At 69.2% G+C, this 20,102-nt stretch carries 18 protein-coding genes and 6 tRNA genes; 8 read left to right on the top strand and 16 right to left on the bottom strand.

Translation table 11 applies throughout. From position 1 onward, the window contains the following. Positions 1 to 6: 6 nt before the first annotated feature. Positions 7 to 186, top strand: coding sequence for a hypothetical protein (locus GAK38_RS02975; RefSeq protein WP_325341304.1), 180 nt, complete (start codon positions 7 to 9; stop codon positions 184 to 186). A gap of 23 nt (positions 187 to 209) precedes the next feature. Here the strand turns inward: GAK38_RS02975 and GAK38_RS02970 are convergent, their stop codons facing one another. The 4 genes from GAK38_RS02970 to GAK38_RS02955 form a co-directional block, all read right to left on the bottom strand. Further along, positions 210 to 1,190 (bottom strand): LLM class flavin-dependent oxidoreductase, encoded by a 981-nt coding sequence (locus GAK38_RS02970; protein ID WP_325341302.1) that lies wholly within the window; start codon positions 1,188 to 1,190, stop codon positions 210 to 212. Then, positions 1,187 to 2,518 (bottom strand): LLM class flavin-dependent oxidoreductase, encoded by a 1,332-nt coding sequence (locus tag GAK38_RS02965; protein ID WP_325341301.1) that lies wholly within the window; start codon positions 2,516 to 2,518, stop codon positions 1,187 to 1,189. The genes GAK38_RS02970 and GAK38_RS02965 overlap by 4 nt, the downstream gene beginning before the upstream one ends. Then, positions 2,515 to 3,330, bottom strand: a complete 816-nt coding sequence (locus tag GAK38_RS02960) for an alkaline phosphatase family protein (RefSeq protein ID WP_325341299.1) — start codon at positions 3,328 to 3,330, stop codon at positions 2,515 to 2,517. The genes GAK38_RS02965 and GAK38_RS02960 overlap by 4 nt, the downstream gene beginning before the upstream one ends. 92 nt (positions 3,331 to 3,422) lie before the next feature. After that, positions 3,423 to 5,717, bottom strand: coding sequence for a TonB-dependent receptor (locus GAK38_RS02955; protein ID WP_325341297.1), 2,295 nt, complete (start codon positions 5,715 to 5,717; stop codon positions 3,423 to 3,425). Positions 5,718 to 5,907: 190 nt separating this feature from the next. Here GAK38_RS02955 and GAK38_RS02950 point away from each other — a divergent pair, with 190 nt between their 5' ends. Then, positions 5,908 to 7,395, top strand: a complete 1,488-nt coding sequence (locus tag GAK38_RS02950; RefSeq protein WP_325341295.1) for an ABC transporter substrate-binding protein — start codon at positions 5,908 to 5,910, stop codon at positions 7,393 to 7,395. A gap of 64 nt (positions 7,396 to 7,459) precedes the next feature. Here the strand turns inward: GAK38_RS02950 and GAK38_RS02945 are convergent. From GAK38_RS02945 to folC, 11 genes are all read right to left on the bottom strand, one after another. After that, positions 7,460 to 7,536 (bottom strand) — tRNA-Asp (locus GAK38_RS02945). A gap of 50 nt (positions 7,537 to 7,586) precedes the next feature. Beyond that, positions 7,587 to 7,662: transfer RNA gene (locus tag GAK38_RS02940), tRNA-Glu, on the bottom strand. A gap of 39 nt (positions 7,663 to 7,701) precedes the next feature. Next, positions 7,702 to 7,777: transfer RNA gene (locus GAK38_RS02935), tRNA-Ala, on the bottom strand. 53 nt (positions 7,778 to 7,830) lie between these two features. After that, positions 7,831 to 7,907, bottom strand: a tRNA-Asp gene (locus GAK38_RS02930). Between the two features lie 50 nt (positions 7,908 to 7,957). After that, positions 7,958 to 8,033: transfer RNA gene (locus GAK38_RS02925), tRNA-Glu, on the bottom strand. Positions 8,034 to 8,071: 38 nt separating this feature from the next. After that, positions 8,072 to 8,147, bottom strand: a tRNA-Ala gene (locus GAK38_RS02920). Between the two features lie 70 nt (positions 8,148 to 8,217). Next, positions 8,218 to 9,630: a glutamate--tRNA ligase gene (gltX, locus tag GAK38_RS02915; RefSeq protein WP_325341294.1), complete on the bottom strand. Its 1,413-nt coding sequence runs from the start codon at positions 9,628 to 9,630 to the stop codon at positions 8,218 to 8,220. Positions 9,631 to 9,665: 35 nt separating this feature from the next. Continuing rightward, positions 9,666 to 11,171, bottom strand: coding sequence for an amidophosphoribosyltransferase (gene purF / locus GAK38_RS02910; protein WP_325341292.1), 1,506 nt, complete (start codon positions 11,169 to 11,171; stop codon positions 9,666 to 9,668). A gap of 42 nt (positions 11,172 to 11,213) precedes the next feature. Then, positions 11,214 to 11,726, bottom strand: a complete 513-nt coding sequence (locus GAK38_RS02905; RefSeq protein ID WP_325341290.1) for a CvpA family protein — start codon at positions 11,724 to 11,726, stop codon at positions 11,214 to 11,216. Between the two features lie 18 nt (positions 11,727 to 11,744). Next, a complete protein-coding gene (locus tag GAK38_RS02900; protein WP_325341288.1) occupies positions 11,745 to 12,614 on the bottom strand; it encodes an SPOR domain-containing protein in 870 nt (289 codons plus the stop codon). Between the two features lie 23 nt (positions 12,615 to 12,637). Further along, the gene (gene folC / locus GAK38_RS02895; RefSeq protein ID WP_325341286.1) at positions 12,638 to 13,963 is read right to left on the bottom strand and encodes a bifunctional tetrahydrofolate synthase/dihydrofolate synthase; all 1,326 of its coding nucleotides are present in this window, start codon (positions 13,961 to 13,963) and stop codon (positions 12,638 to 12,640) included. Between the two features lie 43 nt (positions 13,964 to 14,006). On the opposite strand from folC, the gene GAK38_RS02890 reads away from it, so the two are divergent. From GAK38_RS02890 to argG, 4 genes are all read left to right on the top strand, one after another. Further along, a complete protein-coding gene (locus GAK38_RS02890; protein WP_325341284.1) occupies positions 14,007 to 14,375 on the top strand; it encodes an arsenate reductase in 369 nt (122 codons plus the stop codon). Positions 14,376 to 14,486: 111 nt separating this feature from the next. Beyond that, positions 14,487 to 15,161 carry a glycine zipper 2TM domain-containing protein gene (locus GAK38_RS02885; RefSeq protein ID WP_325341282.1) on the top strand — a complete coding sequence of 225 codons (675 nt, stop codon included), beginning with the start codon at positions 14,487 to 14,489 and terminating at the stop codon, positions 15,159 to 15,161. Between the two features lie 205 nt (positions 15,162 to 15,366). After that, positions 15,367 to 15,684: a pyrimidine/purine nucleoside phosphorylase gene (gene ppnP, locus GAK38_RS02880; RefSeq protein WP_325341280.1), complete on the top strand. Its 318-nt coding sequence runs from the start codon at positions 15,367 to 15,369 to the stop codon at positions 15,682 to 15,684. Positions 15,685 to 15,707: 23 nt separating this feature from the next. Further along, positions 15,708 to 17,057, top strand: coding sequence for an argininosuccinate synthase (gene argG / locus GAK38_RS02875; RefSeq protein WP_325341279.1), 1,350 nt, complete (start codon positions 15,708 to 15,710; stop codon positions 17,055 to 17,057). A gap of 57 nt (positions 17,058 to 17,114) precedes the next feature. Here the strand turns inward: argG and murB are convergent, their stop codons facing one another. Beyond that, positions 17,115 to 18,173 (bottom strand): UDP-N-acetylmuramate dehydrogenase, encoded by a 1,059-nt coding sequence (murB, locus tag GAK38_RS02870; RefSeq protein ID WP_325341277.1) that lies wholly within the window; start codon positions 18,171 to 18,173, stop codon positions 17,115 to 17,117. A 108-nt stretch (positions 18,174 to 18,281) separates the two neighbouring features. On the opposite strand from murB, the gene GAK38_RS02865 reads away from it, so the two are divergent. Further along, positions 18,282 to 19,487, top strand: coding sequence for an MFS transporter (locus GAK38_RS02865; protein ID WP_325341275.1), 1,206 nt, complete (start codon positions 18,282 to 18,284; stop codon positions 19,485 to 19,487). 119 nt (positions 19,488 to 19,606) lie between these two features. Continuing rightward, a complete protein-coding gene (locus tag GAK38_RS02860; RefSeq protein ID WP_325341273.1) occupies positions 19,607 to 20,092 on the top strand; it encodes a YajQ family cyclic di-GMP-binding protein in 486 nt (161 codons plus the stop codon). Positions 20,093 to 20,102 lie beyond the last annotated feature (10 nt).

Raw genomic sequence — 20,102 nt, 5'->3', positions numbered from 1 at the left:
CGCCGGGTGCTGGACTTCGTCGCGGCCCGGCTCGAAGCCGGACAGACCCGCACCGCACCGCTGTCGCGCGCGGCCATCGCCCGTGGCGCCGACATCTCGCTCGGATCGATCGGCTTCACGCTGCGCCGGCTGCTGGACAGCGGCCAGCTGCGCGAGCCCGAGCCCGGCCGCTTCGAACTCGCCTGAAGTCCCCGCGCGCCGCCGCCGGCCTAGCTTGCTGCGACGATGCGCGCCACCTCGGCCAGCCGCGTCAGCGCCTGCAGGCGCGAGGTGCTCTCGGTCTGCACCTGCACGATGAAGTCCGTTGCCAAAGGGAGGGTAGTATCCTCCTGCAGCGCACGTGTGATGCGTGCTGCGGGCCCATACACTACGCCCAGCTGGTCGAGCGCCGCGGCCGTGTCGATCTGCTGCGGCGGCGCGCCGCCGGTGGCCCGGGCCAGCCGCTGCACGTAGCGCAGGATGTCCGGCGCCAGCTCGGCCTCCACCGCCGCCGCACTGTCGCCCGGCACCACAGCACGCACCAGGGCCAGGCGCGGCGGCGGGCCGTCGGTGCCCCAGGCGGCAGCATGCGCTGCGCGGTAGCGCCGGGCGAGTTCCGTCTCCGGTGGCCCGCCGGGCCGCGTGCGCGCCACGATCAGGCCGTGGCCGCGGCGCGCCACGGCTTCCACGTCGCCCGTGGTGGCCTGCCAGAGGCGCCCGGCCAGGCCCGGCGCGGGCGGCTGCAGCGCGAGGCCGGGCGCGCCCGGCAGCGGGCGGCCGGCCAGCGCCGCCCGCAGCGCGGCCAGCGCGGCGTCGTGCGCGGCATGCCGGTCTTCCAGCCGCTGGCCGAAGGCGGCGAACACGTCCGGGTCGAAGCCCGCGCCCAGCCCCAGTTCGAGCCGCCCGTCGGACAGCGCATCGACCACGGCCGCGTCCTCCGCCAGCCGCAGTGGCTGCTCCAGCGGCAGCACGACCACGGCCGTGCCCAGCCGCAATCGGCGCGTGCGCTCGGCCGCCGCGGCCAGCAGCACCAGCGGCGACGGCAGCCGGCCCGACTCCACGCCGAAATGGTGCTGCGCGACCCAGCCGCTGTCGTAGCCCCAGGACTCGGCCGCGGCAAACAGCGCGAGCGTGTCGTGCAGCGCCTGCGCCGGTGCGTCCGGGCTGTAGCTGCGGCTCAGGAAGCCGAGCCGCCAGGTCCCTGCCGTCATGCCGCCCCCGCGTAGCGCGAGGCCGGCCGGGGCAGGCCGAGGTTGTCGCGCAGCGTGCGACCGGCATAGGCGGTGCGGAACAGGCCGCGGCGCTGCAGCTCGGGCACGACCTGGTCGACGAACTGTTCCAGCGCACCGGGGAAGTACGGGAAGAACACATTGAAGCCGTCGGCCGCACGGCCTTCGAACCATTCCTCGAAGATGTCGGCGATGTCCGCGGGCGTGCCGATGGCGGGGTTGCCGCCGGCCAGCCGCAGGTAGAGCTGGCGGATCGTCAGGTTCTCGCGCGCGGCCAGCTCCAGCACCCGGTCGCGCCGGCTGCCGCGCTGACCCACCGGCGTGGGCGGCAGCGGGCCGTCGAGCGGATGGCCGGAGAGGTCGATGTCGTCGCCGAGCGTGTCGGCCAGCAGGCGCAGGCCGAGCACCGGGTCGATCAGCGCCTGGAACTCGTCGAACAGCGCCTGCGCCTGCCCGCGCGTGCGGCCGATGAAGGGCGTGATGCCCGGCAGGATCTTGACGTGGTCCGGCTCGCGCCCGAGCGCAGCGGCGCGGGCCTTGATGTCGGCGTAGAACGCCTGCGCGCCTTCGAGCGATTCGCCGGCCGCGAAGATCAGCTCGGCCACGCGCGCGGCGAGCCGGCGGCCGGGCTCCGATGCGCCGGCCTGCACGATGACCGGATGGCCCTGCGGCGGCCGGGCCACGTTGAGCGGGCCGCGCACACGGAAGTGCTCGCCCGTGTGGTTCAGCACGTGCAGCTTCGCCGGGTCGAAATAGACGCCCGCGGCCCGGTCGCGCACGAAGGCGTCGTCGTCCCAGCTGTCCCACAGGGCCTGGACCACGTCATGGAATTCCTCGGCGCGGCGGTAGCGGCCGGCATGGTCGATGTGGGCCTCGCGGCCGAAGTTCCAGGCCTCGTCGGAGACGACCGAGGTCACGAGGTTCCAGGCCGCGCGGCCGCCGCTCAAATGGTCGAGCGACGCGAACTTGCGGGCAATGTGGTAGGGCTCGTTGTAGCTCGTGGTCGCGGTGGCAATCAGGCCAATGTGCGTGGTGACCGACGACAGCGCGGCCATCAGCGTGAGCGGCTCGAAGTGCTCGCCGCGCGCGGTGCGCGAGAGCGCATCGAGATGATGGCCCCAGAGTGCGACCACGTCGGCGATGAAGACCGCGTCGAACAGGCCGCGCTCGGCGGTCTGCGCGAGGTGGCGGAAGTGGGCGAAGTCCATGCTCGCATCGGCCTGCGCCAGCGGATGGCGCCAGGCCGCAACATGGTGGCCGCTGTTGGACAGGAAGCAGCCGAGCTTGAGCTGGCCGGTGCGGCGGGTCATGGCGGTGAACTCCTTGCGACGATTCCGGGCAGCGCGACCCCCTCGGCCGAGGGCAGCGGCACGCCGAGCAGCGCGGCCACGGCGGGCGCCACGCCCTCCAGTTGCAGGCGCGGCAGCGTGTCGGACCGGGCGATGCCGGCGCCGGCGGCGACGAAGCCGGTGCGGAGCTCGGCGAAGTCCGGATAGTAGCCGTGCGCGCCGCCGCGCGCGGACCGCAGCGCAGCGCCGCGCTCGGCGCACGTGAAGACGATGCCCGGCTCGGCCGCAAGCGCGGCGCGCGGATCGGCGCCCACGCGCGCCAGCGCGTCGTGGTCGAACACGCGGAACAACCGCTTCGTGCCCGGCGGCAGCGCGTCGAGCAGCGCCCGCACCTTTCCGAGCGTGGGCGACCGCCTCGCGCACGGCCTCGCCCTTGCAACCGTGCTGGTGCTGGGCCGAATCGGCGAAGACGACGTGGATCGCCGCGAGATTCGGCCTGTGGGTCTTGATGAGGTAGGCCAGCGCGCGGGCGTTGTCGCGGTGATGGCCGGGTATTTGTAATAGACGTCGCGCGTCGCGAGCGTGCCCGTGGCGCTGCGCTGCACCTCCTCGAACAGCCCCGGCGGCGTGGCCTGCGCCACGTTGAAGCGCGTGTTGTAGACGATGCCGCGGCGCGCCGGCGCAACGCCCTTGGCCAGCGTGGTGTGCGAGGGGTAGGTCAGCGTGGGGAACACGCCGTCCACGCCCTCGGCCACGACGCCCCGGCGCGCGGTCGGCGCCGCAGGCCAGGGCAAGCGCGGCGAAGAGCGGCGCGCGAGGGGTCGTCGGGACATGGGTCTCCTCGGAAATCGGGTGGGTGCGCCGTACAAAGAAAAAGGCCCGCGCCCTCCGGGCGCAGGCCGACCGCAGGGGCGCGAAGCCGGGATCAGAACGCGTAGCTGCCCTGGATGCCGATGGTGCGCGGCAGGCCCGAGGTGGCGATCTGCGCGTTGGTCAGGAACGAGCCGTGATGCACGTCGTACTTGCGGTCGAACAGGTTGCGCGCCCACAGGGCGACCGTCCAGGGGGCGTTGAGCGGCGAAAGTTCGAGGCGGGCGTTGGCGAGCCAGTAGCTCTTGGTCGTGCGCGTCGGGTCGGAGGTGTTGACGATCTTGTCGCGGAACACGTAGTCGCCCTGCGCCGCGAGGCGGTAGCTGCCGGCCGTCCAGGTGTAGCGGATGCTGCCGCCATAGCTGATCTTGGGGATGGCGAGGTCGGTGCCGGAATAGTCGGAATACACGGCCGCGTTGGCTGCGGTGGTGGCGCTGGCGTTGAGGCCGTAGAACTCCTTGTATTTGCCTTCCTTGTAGCCCAGAAGCTGCGTGACCTGCAGTTGCGAGGTCAGGCGCCAGTCGAGCTCCAGTTCCACGCCCTTGATCTCGGACTTGGGCGCGTTCACGATCCGGCCCACGCGTTGGCCGGCGCCGCCGGTCTGGCTCGGGATCCACACGCTGTCGAGCACCTGCTGGTCGCGGTAGTCGTAGTAGAAGGCCGCGCCGTTGACGCGCAGGCTGCGGCCGAAGTCGGCCTTGAAGCCGAGCTCGTAGGCAAGGAGCTTCTCAGGATTGAACGGATCGACCTGGTAGGTGTAGGGCGAGTTGTAGACCGTGAAACCGCCGGACTTCACGCCCCGGCTGATGCTGGCATAGACCAGCTTGTCGGCCTCGGGCTTGTATTCGAGCGCTAGCTTGCCCGAGGTTTCGGTGGTCGAGAGTTGGCGGTTCTGCGGCGTGCTGAAGAACTGGGTGTTGGCCAGCGCCGCGTTGTTGTCGTTGAAGGTATAGCCGCTCGTAAAGTTGTTGAGGTTGCGCTTCTCGTGCTCCTGCCGCAGGCCGGCCACGAGCTTGAAGCGCTCGGCCAGCGCATAGTCGGCCTGGCCGAACAGGGCCTCGGCGCGGGCCTTCTGGCCGTATTGCGTAAGCGTGCCGTAGCCGCCGTTGCCGGTGAAGTCGGAGTAGAACTTCTCGTCGAGCTTTTCGTCGGAATAGTAGAAGCCGCCCACCCAGTTCAGCCGCTCGCCGCCGCGCGAGGACAGGCGCAGTTCCTGCGAAAAGACGTTGATCTTGCTTTTGAACACTTCGTCGGACTGCGGAATGATCGAGCCGTCCCAGTCGATGAACTCGAAGCGGTCGAACTTCTCCTTGGACGTGATGCTCGTGAGCTTGACGGCGCCGAGGTCCCAATCGACGTGCAGCGAAACGCCGTCGGAGGTATTGTCCTTGTGCGGCTTGTCGCCCACGGACAGGCCCGTGAGCGCCGCGAAGCGTGGCGAGAGGCTCCAGCCGGTGGCGGCGTAGTCGGTGTCGGGCGCGATCGTGCCGGAGTAAGCGCGGCCCGCGGCCGCAGGCGTCAGGCCCTGGTAGAGCCGCAGGCCGCGGCTGTCGGACTTGTCGTAGCCGTGGTGGAACGCGAGGCGCAGGTTCAGGTCGCGCGTGGCGTCGAGTTCGAGCTGGCCGCGCAGCGCGAGAGTGTCTTGGTCGCCGAGCTTCTCGCCGGTGACGCGGTTGCGCTGCCAGGCGCCGTCCTGCTGGGTGGCGAAGGCGAGGCGGCCGCGCAGCGTCTCGCTGAACGGGCCGGAGATGTAGCCCTCGGCCGTCTTGGCGTTGTAGGAGCCCCAGGTGCCGGTGACGAAGCCCTCGAACTGCTTCGTCGGGCGCTTGGTCACGTAGTTCACTGCGCCGCCCGTGCTGTTGCGGCCGTAGAGTGTGCCCTGCGGGCCGCGCAGGATCTCCACGCGATCGACGTCGAACAGCAGGCCCTGCGTCTGCACCGGAAACGGGTAGGCCACGTCGTCCACGTAGACGCCGACGGTGGCGGTGTTGTTGCTCGCGTAGTCCCGCAGGCCCACGCCGCGGATGCGGAACTGCACGTTGTCGCTGCCGTACAGCGGGTCGATCTCGACGTTGGGCGCGGAATACTGCAAATCGAAGACCTTCTGGATGCCGCGCTCGGCCAGGCTGTCGCCCGAGACCACGCTGAGGGCGATGCCCACGTCCTGCGCCTTTTCTTCACGGCGTTGGGAAGTGATGACCACGGTGCCGAGATCGGCCGTGGCGGCCTGCGGTGCGGTGTCGGCCGGGGCCGATGACTGCGCCTGGGCCACGCCGGCGAGCAGCACGGTGATGGCAGCTGCCGCCGCCGTGGCGCGCAGTGCCGTGCGCATGGATGTAGGAAGGGTCATGGCGTGGAATCCTCGGTTTCTTGGATGAATCGGTCCGTCCGGCTCCAGCCCGGCACCGGTCGATACGAAGGATGTTACCGACGGCTACAACCATGACAAAGACGGACTCGTCGCTTGGAAATACGGTTTTCGACAAAGCCTCGGAAAAACCGCCGCACACTGCGCAAGATCCCACTTTCCTGCCACCGCCATGCCTTCGCGCCGCCATGTCCTGACCTCTCTCGCCGCCGCATCCGGCGCGCTCACCGACCTGCCGGCCATCGCCCGCGACCGCCGCAGCGACCGCCTGGCGCTCGGCATGGCGCTGGAGCCACCGGCCCTGGATCCGACCACCGGTGCCGCCTCGGCCATCGGCGAGATCGTGCTCTACAACGTGTTCGAGACGCTCACCCGCATCAACGAGGACGGCAGCGTCGGCCCGCTGCTGGCGCAGAGTTGGGAGACTTCGGCGGACCTGCGCACCACCACCTTCAGGCTGCGGCCGGGCGTGAAATTCCAGGACGGCAAGGCGCTCGACGCACAAGCCGTGAAGTTCTCGTTCGACCGCGCCGGGGGCGAGAAGAGCGCCAACAAGGACCGCGCCACCTTTGCCAACCTCACGACCCGTGTGGCGGACTCGCTGACCGTGGCCGTGACCCACGCGCAGATCGAGCCGGACCTTCCTTTCCTGCTCGGCCAGGCGACCGCCGCCATCGTCGAACCCGGCAGCGCCGCCACCAACGCGAGCAAGCCGGTGGGCAGCGGCCCGTACCGGCTCGGCAGTTGGCGTCGCGGCGCATCGCTCACGCTGGCAGCCTGGCCCGGCCACCGCGATGCCGGCCGGCTGGCAATCAGGCAGGCGACCTTCCTTTTCATCCCGGATGCTGCGGCACAGGTGGCCGCGCTGCTCGCAGGCGACGTGGATGTATTCGCCCGCGCGGCCCCGCGCAGCCTGCCGCAGTTCAAAGCCGACGCGCGCTACCAGACGCTGGCAGGCGGCTCACGCGCCAAGACCATCCTAGCCTTCAACCACCGCCGCAAGGCATTGCAGGACATCCGCGTGCGCCGGGCGATCTGCGCGGCGCTCGACCGCCGCGCACTCATCGACGGAGCGGCCGACGGCCTGGGCGTGCCGATCGGCAGCCACTACGTGCCCGGCGCCTTCGGCTACGTGGACACCACCGGCGTGAACCCTCACGACCTGCCCAAGGCCAGGCGCCTGCTGGCCGAAGCGGGCGTGAAGAACCTGACGCTCGACCTCACGCTGCCGCCGCCGTCGTATGCACGCCAGGGGGGCGAGATCGTCATCGCCCAGCTTGCGCAGGCCGGCATCACGGCGCGCCCGCGCAATGTCGAATGGGCCCAGTGGCTCAGCGGAACCTACGGCCGCGGCGACTACGACCTGACGCTGATCTCGCACGTCGAGCCGTTCGACCTGGGCAACTTCGCCAAGCCTGGCTACTACTGGGGCTACCGGTCCGGCCGGTTCGATGCGCTGTGGGGTGAACTGCAACGCACCCCCCGGCCGGCCGACCGCGCGCGGCTGCTCGGCGACATCCAGCGCCTGCTGGCCGAGGAGGCGGTGCATGGCTTCCTCTTCCAGCCCCAGGCGCTCACCATCGCGGACAAGGGGATCAAGGGGCTGTGGAAGGACATGCCGGTCGCGGTCAACGACCTGTGCGCAATGTCCTGGACCTAGTGTTGCCGGCGGGCAGAAAAAAAGGACCGGATCGCGGTGGATCAGGTCCTTTCTTTCGAGACACTGGCGGAGTGGACGGGACTCGAACCCGCGACCCCCGGCGTGACAGGCCAGTATTCTAACCAACTGAACTACCACTCCTGGCAGATCGCTTTCGCCTGCATCTTCGACACAGGCCAAGCGCTATGACTTGGCGACCCTACGGGGATTCGAACCCCGGTACTCACCGTGAAAGGGTGATGTCCTAGGCCTCTAGACGATAGGGTCACAACCTAAGAACTTCCGTTCAAACTGCTTCAGCAAGTCTGGTGGAGGTAAGCAGGATCGAACTGCTGACCTCTTGCATGCCATGCAAGCGCTCTCCCAGCTGAGCTATACCCCCGACTTGCTTCTCAACAAAAACGGGCTACAGCTTGCACTGCAACCCGTTGGATCTGGCGGAGTGGACGGGACTCGAACCCGCGACCCCCGGCGTGACAGGCCGGTATTCTAACCAACTGAACTACCACTCCTGGCAGATAGCTTTCGCCTGCATCTTCGACACAGGCCAAGCGCTATGACTTGGCGACCCTACGGGGATTCGAACCCCGGTACTCACCGTGAAAGGGTGATGTCCTAGGCCTCTAGACGATAGGGTCACAACCTAAGAACTTCCGTTCAATCCCAGCAACAGATCTGGTGGAGGTAAACGGGATCGAACCGATGACCTCTTGCATGCCATGCAAGCGCTCTCCCAGCTGAGCTATACCCCCGATCTGCATCCTGCGCTGCGCGATTTCTCGCTCGGCGCCGTCAACTGCTGAGCCTTGGATTATAGGGCGTTTATGAACGGTTTCGCAAATTCCTGAGGATTTTTTGCCGTCCCGCCAACTCGAGCACCGCGTCGACCGACGGCGTGTGCGCCGTGCCGGCCACCAGCACGCGCACCGGCATCGCCAGCTGCGGCATCTTGAGGCCCTGCGCCGCAAGCACCTCCTTGAAGGCCAGGGCGATCGATGCCTTGTCCCATGCGGTGGCCGACAGCCTTTCGGCCAGCGCGTCGATGGCCGGTGCGATGGCCGGCGTCAGGTGCCTGGCGCGCTCTTCCTGCGACGCCTCGACGTCGCGGTACAGCGCATAGGCCCAGTCGGCCAGCGCGACCAGCGTGTCGCAGCGGTCCTTGAACAGCGCAGCGATGCGCGGCAGGCGTCCGTCGGCCAGCTCGTCAGCGGAGATGCCGTGTTCCGCGAGCCGCGGCGCGACCAGCCGCGCGAGCGTTTCGTCGTCCGTCGCCTTGAGGTGCTGGGCGTTGACCCAGCGCAGCTTGGCCTCGTCGAACTGCGCGGCGCTCTTGCCGAGGTGGTCCAGGTCGAACCATTGCAGGAACTGGGCGCGGCTGAAGATCTCGTCGTCGCCGTGGCTCCAGCCCAGGCGGGCCAGGTAGTTGACCATGGCGTCGGGCAGGTAGCCCTCGTCGCGGTACTGCGTAACCGGCTTGGCACCGTTGCGCTTGCTCATCTTCTCGCCCTGCTCGTTGAGCACGGTGGGCAGGTGGGCGTAGACCGGCGGCTCCTTGCCGAGCGCGCGGAAGATGTTGATCTGGCGCGGCGTGTTGTTGACGTGGTCGTCGCCGCGGATCACGTGGGTGATGGCCATGTCGATGTCGTCGACCACCACGCAGAAGTTGTAGGTGGGCGTGCCGTCGGGCCGCGCGATCACTAGGTCGTCGAGTTCTTCGTTGCGGATCTCGATGCGGCCCTTGACCTTGTCGTCCCAGGCGACGACACCGTCGGCCGGGTTGCGGAAGCGCAGCACTGGCTGCACGCCGTGGGGAATGGCCGGCAGCGTCTTGCCGGGCTCCGGACGCCAGGTGCCGTCGTAGCGCGGCTTCTGTTTGGTGGCCATTTGGCGCTCGCGCAGCGCATCCAGTTCGGCCACGCTCATGTAGCACGGATAGACCAGGCCCTGCGCCTGCAGGTCGGCCAGCACCGCCTTGTAGCGGTCCATGCGCTGCATCTGGTAGTACGGCCCTTCGTCATGGTCCAGGCCCAGCCACTGCATGCCTTCGAGAATCACGTCCACCGCGGCCTGCGTCGAGCGTTTGAGGTCGGTGTCCTCGATGCGCAGGATGAAGTCGCCACCGGTCGACCGCGCGAACGCCCAGGGATAGAGCGCCGAGCGGATGTTGCCGAGGTGGATGAAGCCCGTGGGCGACGGGGCGAAGCGGGTGCGGGTCCTGGCGGGAGCGGTGGTCATGCGGCGTGGTCGTTCTGGAGGTGCAGCGGGGCGGATCAGGCTTCCTGCGAATTCGGCAGGGCGAGGCGTGAAGTGTCCTCGCTGTCCTCGGTCACGCTCGCGCGGCCTTCGTTGATGGCGGCGATGCGGTCGGCGTCGATGTCGCCGGTCACGTACACGCCGTCGAAGCACGAGGCATCGAAGCCGGCCAGCGACGGATTGAGCGAATGGATGGCCTTCTTCATGCCCTCGACGTCCTGGTAGATCAGCGCGTCGCAGCCGATGATCTGGCGCACTTCTTCCACCGTGCGGCCGTGGGCCACCAGTTCGGACGGCGTGGGCATGTCGATGCCGTACACGTTGGGGTAGCGCACCGGCGGCGCGGCGCTGGCGAGGTAGACCTTGCTGGCGCCGGCGTCGCGGGCCATCTGCACGATCTCGCGGCTGGTGGTGCCGCGCACGATGGAGTCGTCCACGAGCAGCACGTTGCGACCCTTGAACTCGCTGGCGATCACGTTGAGCTTCTGGCGCACCGACTTCTTGCGCACGCCCTGGCCCGGCATGATGAAGGTGCGGCCGACGTAGCGGTTCTTGACGAAAGCCTCGCGGTACGGGATGCCGAGCAGGTGCGCGAGCTGCGTGGCGCTCGGGCGGCTCGATTCGGGGATCGGGATCACCACGTCGATCTCGGTCGGCGGCAGCGTGGAGATCACGCGCTTGGCCAGCGACTCGCCAAGGTTCAGGCGGGCCTGGTAGACCGAGATCCCGTCCATCACCGAGTCCGGGCGGGCCAGGTAGACGAATTCGAAGATGCAGGGGTGCAGCGAACTCGACTGCGCGCACTGGCGCGAATGCAGTTGGCCCTGCAGGTCGATGAAGACCGCCTCGCCCGGCAGCAGGTCGCGCTCGAACGCGTGGCCGGTGCCTTCGAGCGTGACCGACTCGCTGGCCACCATCGCGCTGCCGTCGGCGGCGCGGCCGATCGACAGCGGGCGGATGCCGTACGGATCGCGGAAGGCCAGCAGGCCGTGGCCGGCGATCAGGGCGATCACGGCATACGAACCCTTGATGCGCTTGTGCACCGCGCCCACCGCATCGAACACGTTGTCGACGTGCAGCGAGACGTCGCGGGTGGCTCGCTCCAGTTCGTGGGCGAACACGTTGAGCAGCACCTCGGAGTCGCTTTCGGTGTTGGTGTGGCGGTGGTCGGTCAGGAACAGCTCGGACCGCAGCGAATAGGCGTTGGTCAGGTTGCCGTTGTGCACCAGCACGATGCCGAACGGTGCGTTCACATAGAAGGGCTGGGCCTCTTCCTCGCTGAAGGCATTGCCGGCCGTGGGATAGCGGACCTGGCCCAGGCCGACGTTGCCCGGCAGCGCGCGCATGTTGCGCGTGCGGAACACGTCGCGCACCATGCCCTTGGCCTTGTGCATGAAGAACTTGCGTTCCTGCTGCGTCACGATGCCCGCAGCGTCCTGGCCGCGGTGCTGCAACAGCAGCAGCGCGTCATAGATCAGCTGGTTGACAGGCGCATTGCTGACGACGCCGACGATTCCACACATAGAGATGCCCCATCACCGGCCCGTGTCGGGGCCGACAAGAATTCAAAGACTCAAAGACGACGACGGCGGCGAAGGAAGATGCCTTCCCCAGCCTTCCGGCAATGCCGGCTTCAACTGTTCCAGCCCCCGGGCCAGCAGCGGCGCACCCTGCGACGCCCGCCACCACGGGGTGGCCTCCCAGGCCATGCCCTGCACGACCGCCGCGGCCACCAGCAGCAGCAGCAGTCCGCGCGCCAGGCCGAAGACGGCCCCCAACGCCCGATCCACCGGGCGAACGCCTACGGCTTCCACCAGCCGCCGCGCCAGCCAGGAGACCACGCCCCAGGCGAACAGCGCGGCAATGAAGACCACAGCGAAACCGGTGACGAAGCGGATCGTCTCGTCGGCCGTGTCGATCGGCAGCCAGTGCCCCGCGTCCACCGCGAACCAGCGGGCCGCGAACCAGGCGAACACCCAGCCGAGCAGCGACATCAGCTCGAACACGAGCCCCCGCCACGCTCCGACCATCGTGGAGGCCACGAGGACGCTCGCGAACACCCAATCCAGCGTTGCCATCTCGGCCCGGAACCCGTCTTACAACGTGAGGACGGCCGCCGGCAAATCCAGGCCCTTGATCCGCGCCGCAGCCTTGTCGGCCTCGGCCTTGCCGGCGAACGGGCCAACGCGCACGCGGATGCGTTTGCCGTCCTTGGTGTCCACGGTCTGGGTATAGGTCTTGAGGCCGGCGCGTTCGAGCTTGGCGCGCACCTCGCGGGCCTTGCCGTCGTCGCCGAAAGCGCCGACCTGCACGATGAAGCGGCCGTCCGCAGCCGTGGCAGGCGCCGCGGCGGCCGGTGTCCTGCCTTCGAGCAGCGCGCGGGCCCGGGCCGCGTCGTCGACCTTGGCGACCTGCTCTGCGCGCGGGGATTCGGGCTTGGGCTCGGGCCGCGCGGGAGGATCGTGGCGCGCCGTGTCGTGACGGGATATTTCGGCCGACTTGGGCGGCTCGGGCCGCGGCGGCGTGCGTGCCGGCGGTACCGCAGCCGGCGCGGGCGGCGGCACGACCGCGGGCGCCGCGGCCGCAGCAGGGTGCGGTTGCGCCGGGCGGGTCGAGGCAACAACCTCTTCACCGGCGTCGAGGCCGGCCACCGAAGGCGCGGGCGCTGCCGGCGCGGCGGCCGACGCAGCAGGCGCCGGCACCGGCGCCGGCAGCGGCGCAGCCTTGTTGCGGTCGGGAATCTCGATCGGGATGTCCACCGCCACCGGGCGGGGCTGGGTGTCGAACAGCAGCGGGAAGCCCACCACGCCGAGCAGGACCAGGACGGCCGCGCCCACGAGGCGGTGGCGTGCGCGGCGGCGCATGGCCTCGACGCTTTCGGCAGGTGCCGACTTGCGCGACCTGCCGGCCGGCGCCTGCTTGTCGGGCTCCTGGGAGCCGGGCCAGCGGATCTTGAAGAATGCCATGGGGGAGCGGAGTGACGAGCGTGTCAGGCGCCGACGTGCTCGGCATGCAGGCGGGGCACACCGTTTTGCAGCACGCCGCCCACCGTGAAGAACGAGCCAAAGACGACGATTCTATCAGCCGGCCCCGCGGCGGCGACCGCGGCGTCGAGCGCGGCCTGGGGGTTGGGGAAGGTGGCCGAGACCACGTCGCGCCGGCCGCCGGCCACGATCTGGAGCGCGTTCCATTTCTGCTGCAGGCCCGAGGCGGTCTCCGCGCGCGGCGTCGGCAGGTCGGTGAAGTACCAGCGGTCGATCAGCGGCTGGATCTTGGCGAGCATCGGCCCGAGGTCCTTGTCGGCCATGGCGCCGAAGACCGCATGCGTGACCGGATAGAAGCCCATCGCGTCGAGGTTGGCCGTGAGCGCCGCGACCGAATGCGGGTTGTGGGCCACGTCGAGCACCAGCACCGGCTGGCCCGGCACGATCTGGAAGCGGCCCGGCAGTTCGACCAGGCCGAGCCCGGCGCGCACCGCCTGGGCGGTGACCGGCAGCCGGTCGCGCAGCGCTTCCAGCGCGGCCAGCACGCCGGAAGCGTTGATGAGCTGGTTGGCGCCGCGCAGCGACGGATATGCCAGGCCCGCATAGCGCCGGCCGCGGCCGGCCCAGCCCCACTGCTGGCGGTCGCCCGAGAAGTTGAAGTCGCGGCCGAACCGCCAGAGGTCGGCGCCAATCGCCGCGGCATGGTCGAGCACGCTCTGCGGCGGCACCGGGTCGCCCACAATGGCAGGCCGGCCGGGGCGCATGATGCCGGCCTTCTCGCGGCCGATGCTCTCGCGGTCGTTGCCGAGGAATTCGGCATGGTCGATGTCGATGCTGGTGATGACGGCGCAGTCGGTATCGATGATGTTGGTGGCGTCGAGCCGGCCGCCCAGACCCACCTCCAGGATCGCGACGTCGAGCCCGGCCTTGGCCAGCAGCCGCAGGATGGCGAGCGTGGTGAATTCGAAATACGTGAGCGCGACCGGCGTGGGCGCGCGCCGCGCGGCCTCGACCGCGGCGAAGTGCGGCAGCAGGTCGGCCGCCGCCACGGTGGCGCCGCGCACCCGGCAGCGCTCCTCGAAACGCACCAGGTGCGGCGAGGTAAAGACGCCGGTGCGCCAGCCGGCCTGCTCGGCGATGGCCTCGAGCATGGCGCAGGTCGAGCCCTTACCGTTGGTGCCGGCCACGGTGATGACCGGGCAGTCGAAGCGCAACGCCAGCCGCTCGGCCACTTCCCGCACGCGCTCCAGACCGAGTTCGATGTTCTTCGGATGCAGCCGCTCGCAGTAGGCGAGCCAGTCTTCCAGCGTGTGCGGGTCGGTCGTTTCCATGGTGCGGCGATTGTCGCCCACGAGGCTGCGGCATGATGCAGGCATGCGCAGCACCACCATCACCGTCTACGGCATTCCCAACTGCGACACCGTGAAGAAGGCCCGCGCCTGGCTCGCGGCGCAGGGCATCAACCACCGCTTCCACGACCTCAAGAAGGAAGGCGTGCCGGCCGACCACCTGCGGCGCTGGCTTGCCGAGGTCGGCTGGGAGAAACTCATCAACCGGCAGGGCACGACCTGGCGCAGGCTGGCGCCCGAGGCGCAGGCCGCCGTCGACGGCCCGGCCGGTGCGGCCGACCTGGCCCGGCAGCAGCCCAGCGTGATCAAGCGCCCGGTCGTCGAATGGAGCGAAGGCGGCCCGGTCACGGTCGGCTTCTCGGCCGAACGGTGGGCGGAACTTGCGGCGCGCTGACGGCTCCAAGTTACATGGCCTTACGCCGCCTGGCCGGGCTCTTTACACGGGCCCGATAAACTTTTCCACAGGCTGGCGCGTTATGCAGCCATCCTGAAAGAGGTTATTTCCATGAAGAAACTCGTCGTATTTACCGTCCTCGCGGGCGCATCGCTCGCGGCGCTCGCCCAACAGGAACAGGGGCGGGTGCTTTCCTCCACACCCATCGTGCAGCAGGTCGCCGTACCGCAGCAGGTCTGCGGCAACGAGACTGTCGCGGTGCAGCAGCCCAAGAGCGGCGTCGGCGCACTGCTGGGTGCCGTAGCCGGCGGCGTGGTCGGCAACGCGATCGGCCACGGCGGCGGCCGGGCGGCGGCCACCGCGCTCGGCGTGGTCGGCGGCGCGGCCCTGGGCGACAGCGCGGAGGCGCCGAACCAGCCCTACTACCAGAACGTGCAGCGCTGCGGCACGCAGACCACCTACCAGAACCGCACCGTGGGCTACAACGTGACCTACGAATACGCGGGCCGCCAGTACACCACGCAGATGGCCAACGACCCGGGCTCCTACATCCCGATCCAGGTCGGCCCGGCCAATGCCGCGCCGGCGCAGTCATATTCCAGCACAACCCAGGGGGTATACGCCGAGCCTGGAGTCGTGGTTGGCGCCTACGACCCATCCTCCGTGGTGTATGCTCCAGCGGAGCCGGTCTACTACCCGCAGTCGCCCTACTACTACGGCGTCTCGCCGATCAGCTTCTCGATCGGCCTGGGCTACATCGGCGGCGGCCACCGCCACTGGCGCTGAGCCGCTCCCCGCGACTGTCGCTGCATCGGGAGCCCTGCGGGGCTCCTTTTTCATCGTCGGGCCGGCCCAAGATGAAAAGCGCCCCGCAGGGGGCAGCGGACCTCGCGAAGCAGGGAGCGTGGAGGGGGGCATTTTCATGCCTGCTTAAAATCGCGGGCTCCGCGCCCGGGGCGCACCGCACCTCCCTCTCTTTGCCTATTCCTCCATGACCACCGAGAAAATCGCCAACGTCGACCTGACGACCCGTGCCAATGTCTACTTCGACGGCAAGTGCGTGAGCCACGGCTTCACCCTCGCCGACGGCACGAAGAAGAGCGTGGGCGTGGTGCTGCCGGCCACGCTGACCTTCGGCACCGCCGCGGCCGAGATCATGGAATGCGTGGGCGGCTCCTGCGAATACAAGCTGGCCGGCACCGATGAATGGCTGCGCTCGGGCCCGGGCGACAAGTTCAGCGTCCCGGCCCACTCGTCGTTCGACATCCGCGTGGACGAGGCGTACCACTACATCTGCCACTACGCCTGAGCAGGAAAAAAGCGCACGCCATCATGTCCAGCACCATCCTGCAAAACGTTCCCGTCGGCCAGAAGGTCGGCATCGCCTTCTCGGGCGGCCTCGACACCAGCGCGGCCCTGCTCTGGATGAAGCAGAAGGGCGCCCTGCCCTATGCCTACACCGCCAACCTCGGCCAGCCCGACGAGCCCGACTACGACGAGATCCCGCGCAAGGCCCTGGCCTACGGCGCCGAGCTGGCCCGCCTGATCGACTGCCGCCAGCAGCTGGCCGCCGAAGGCATCGCCGCACTGCAGGCCGGCGCCTTCCACATCTCCACGGCCGGCGTGACCTACTTCAACACCACGCCGCTGGGCCGCGCCGTGACCGGCACCCTGCTCGTGGCCGCGATGAAGGAGGACGACGTCCACATCTGGGGCGACGGCTCGACCTTCAAGGGCAACGACATCGAGCGCTTCTACCGCTACGGCCTGCTGACCAACCCGCTGCTCAAGATCTACAAGCCCTGGCTCGACCAGACTTTCATCGACGAGCTGGGCGGCCGCTCGGAGATGTCGGCCTTCATGACGGCCAACGGCTTCGGCTACAAGATGAGCGCCGAGAAGGCCTACAGCACCGACAGCAACATGCTCGGCGCGACGCACGAGGCCAAGGACCTGGAAAGCCTCGGCTCCGGCATCCGCATCGTGAACCCGATCATGGGCGTGGCCTTCTGGAAGGAAGAGGTCGCGGTCAAGGCCGAGGAAGTCACCGTGCGCTTCGAGGAAGGCCGCCCGGTCGCGCTCAACGGCGTGGAGTACCCGGATCTGGTGTCGCTGTTCCTGGAGGCCAACCGCATCGGCGGGCGCCACGGCCTGGGCATGAGCGACCAGATCGAGAACCGCATCATCGAGGCCAAGAGCCGCGGCATCTACGAAGCCCCAGGCCTGGCGCTGCTGTTCGCGGCCTACGAGCGGCTGGTGACCGGCATCCACAACGAGGACACGATCGAGCAGTACCGCGTCAACGGCAGGAAGCTCGGCCGCCTGCTCTACCAGGGCCGCTGGTTCGACCCACAGGCCATCATGCTGCGCGAGACCGCCCAGCGCTGGGTGGCCAGGGCGGTCACCGGCGAGGTCACGCTGGAGCTGCGCCGCGGCAACGACTATTCGATCCTGAACACCGAGTCGCCCAACCTGACCTACGCGCCCGAGCGGCTGTCGATGGAGAAGGTGGAGGACGCGCCGTTCTCGCCGGCCGACCGCATCGGCCAGCTGACGATGCGCAACCTCGACATCGTGGACACGCGCGCCAAGCTCGGCATCTACACCCAGGCCGGGCTGCTCGCGCGCGGCACCGACGCGGCACTGCCGCAACTCAAAGACGGTACAAACATCGGGGAGTAATAGCCTGTAGCGCTTGCCGGGCAAGCGCTGCCAGCCTATACCCCCGGACCATCGCCTTCAGACCACGACCGGCTCCGGCTCCAGCCGGATGCCGAAGCGCTCGTACACGCTGGTCTGGATCGCCCGGGCCAGCGTCATCACCTCGCCGCCGGTCACGCTGTCGGCGCCCTGGCCGCGGTTGACCAGCACCAGGGCCTGCTTCTCGTAGACGCCGGCCTTGCCGACCGACTTGCCCTTCCAGCCGCAGGCGTCGATGAGCCAGCCCGCGGCGAGCTTGATGCGCCCGTCGGGCAGCGGGTAGTGCACGATGCGCGGCTCGCGCGCGATGATGTCGGCGCACTGCTCCGGCGAGACGGTCGGGTTCTTGAAGAAGCTGCCGGCGTTGCCGACCACGCCGGGGTCGGGCAGCTTGGCGCGGCGGATCTCGCAGACCCAGTCGAAGATCTGGCGCGGCGTCGGCACGCCGCTGTTCTCGGCCTGGCGGCGCGCCAGGTCGGCATAGTCCAGTTCGGGCTTCCACGGCCGGGGCAGGCGAAAGCGCACATGGGTGACGACGGCCCGGCCGGCCAGCCCCAGGTCGTTCGGTCCGGCCGCTGGGTGCTTGAAGACCGAGTCGCGGTAGCCGAAGGCGCACTGCGCCGCGTTGAGCGTGAACGGCTGGCCGGTCTGCAGGTCCACCGCGTCGAGCGACTCGAAGCGGTCCTGCAGCTCGATGCCGTAGGCGCCGATGTTCTGCACCGGCGCGGCGCCCACGGTGCCGGGGATCAGCGCGAGGTTCTCCAGGCCCGGGTAGCCGTGGTCCACCGTCCATTGCACCGCATCGTGCCAGCGCTCGCCGGCGCCGGCCTCGACGATCCAGGCGCGGTCGGTTTCCTCGACCAGCCGCAGCCCGCGGATTTCCACCTTGAGCACGACGGCGCGCAGGTCGCCGGTCAGCACGATGTTGCTGCCGCCGCCGAGGACGAACTTCGGCAGCGCGGCCAGTTCCGCATCGGCCAGGACGGCCAGGATGTCCGCCGCGCTGCGAATGCGCGCGAGCCGCTGCGCCTTGGCGACGATGCCGAAGGTGTTGTAGCGTTGAAGGGGGGCTTGGTGTTCGACTTGCACGGCGGTCATTTTCTCATCCGGCCGTCCTGACGGGACCGGCCCGGGGGAGGGACCATGTCCCCCGGCGCGCCGGCCGCCTTGGCCGCGGCCCGTTCCATTCGTCCGCACCTGCCTGCCATGTCCGCATCCTCCCCCGTACCCGAGTTCTCCCTCCGGCGGATCGCCGTCCCGGCCTTCGGTCCCTCGCTGCTCTTCGGGCTCGGCGAAGGCGCCGTTCTCCCGGTCATTCCGCTGCTGGCGCGCGACCTGGGCGCCTCGGTGCCGACGGCCGCGTTCGTCGTTGCGCTGATCAGCATCGGCTCGCTGCTCAACAACATCCCGGCGTCGCTGATCACCACGCGCTGGGGCGAGCGCTGGGCCATTGTGGCCGCGGGCATCTGGAGCGGCCTGGGCATGGCGCTGTGCATACTGACCTCGCACCTGGGGCTGTTCGCCGCGGGCTGCTTCATGGTGGGCATGTCGCAGGCCGTCTACAACCTCGCGCGCCAGAGCTACATGACCGAAGCGGTACCGCTGGCCTTCCGGGCGCGGGCGCTGTCGACCCTGGGCGGGGTGATGCGCATCGGCATGTTCTGCGGCCCCTTCCTCGGGGCCGCGGCCGTCCATGCCTTCGGTCTGACCGCGGCCTTCGGCATCGGCATCGCGGCCGTGCTGGGCGCGGCCGCGGTCGGCGCGCGCGTGCCGGACCTGGAGCCGCCTGCGCTGCCGCCCGGCCAGAGCCGGCACGCCTCGGTCACCATCGTCTCGACGCTGCGCGACCACCGCCGCGTCTTTTTCACGCTGGGCGTGGGCGTCGTGCTGGTCAGCGCCGTGCGGGCTTCGCGCCAGGTCGTCATTCCGCTGTGGGCCGACCACCTGATGCTGGCGCCGGCGCTGGCGTCGCTGGTCTACGGCCTGGCCGGCGGCATCGACATGCTGGTCTTCTACCCGGCCGGCCAGGTGATGGACCGCAAGGGCCGGCGCTGGGTCGTGGTTCCGTCGATGCTCATCATGGGCGCGGGCATGCTGCTGATGCCGCTCACCGCGGGCCTGGGCACGCTGCTGCTGGTATCGCTGGCCATCGGCTTCGGCAACGGCATCGGCTCGGGAATGATCATGACGCTGGGCGCGGACAACGCGCCGCGGCACGGGCGCGCGCACTTCCTCGGCGTGTGGCGCCTGATGTCGGACATCGGCTCCTCGTGCGGGCCGGCGCTGCTGTCCTTCCTGGCCGGCAGCCTGTCGCTGGCCACGGGGATCGCCGCCATCGGGCTCATCGCCTTCGCGGCCGCGGGCTCGCTGGCGTACTGGATTCCAGGTGCGCGCGGCGCACGGCCCGGCTGATCCGGCGCAGCCCGCGCGCTGCCGTGCGCGGCCGGATTTCTCGACTACCATGAACCAGCCCACCGGGCCGGCCCCGCGCCGTGGCCCGACGACACCCACATCTCCAGGACCCATTCACCATGCCTTCTTTTGACATTGTTTGCGAAGCCGATCTCGTCGAAGTGAAAAACGCCGTCGAGAACAGCGCCAAGGAAATCGGCACGCGCTTCGACTTCAAGGGCACCTCGGCGGCCATCGAGCTCAAGGACAGGGAGATCACCCTGTTCGGCGACGCCGAGTTCCAGCTCCAGCAGGTCGAAGACATCCTGCGCGGCAAGCTCACCAAGCGCAACGTGGACGTCCGCTACCTCGACGTGGGCAAGGCCCAGAAGATCGGCGGCGACAAGGTCAAGCAGGTCGTCACCGTCAAGAACGGCATCGAGGCCGAGCTCGCCAAGAAGCTTCAGAAGGCCCTGAAGGACAGCAAGCTCAAGGTGCAGGCTTCCATCCAGGGCGACACGGTGCGCGTGAGCGCGCCCAAGCGCGACGACCTGCAGGCCGCCATCGCGCTGCTGAAGAAGGACGTGGCCGACGTGCCGCTGACCTTCAACAACTTCCGCGACTGACCGCCGCCCT

The organism is Xylophilus sp. (genome assembly GCA_009914555.1).
Lineage (GTDB): Bacteria > Pseudomonadota > Gammaproteobacteria > Burkholderiales > Burkholderiaceae_C > WNDY01.
The sequence above is the reverse complement of the archived record's forward strand: the minus strand, read 5'-3'. Positions and strand labels throughout refer to the sequence as shown.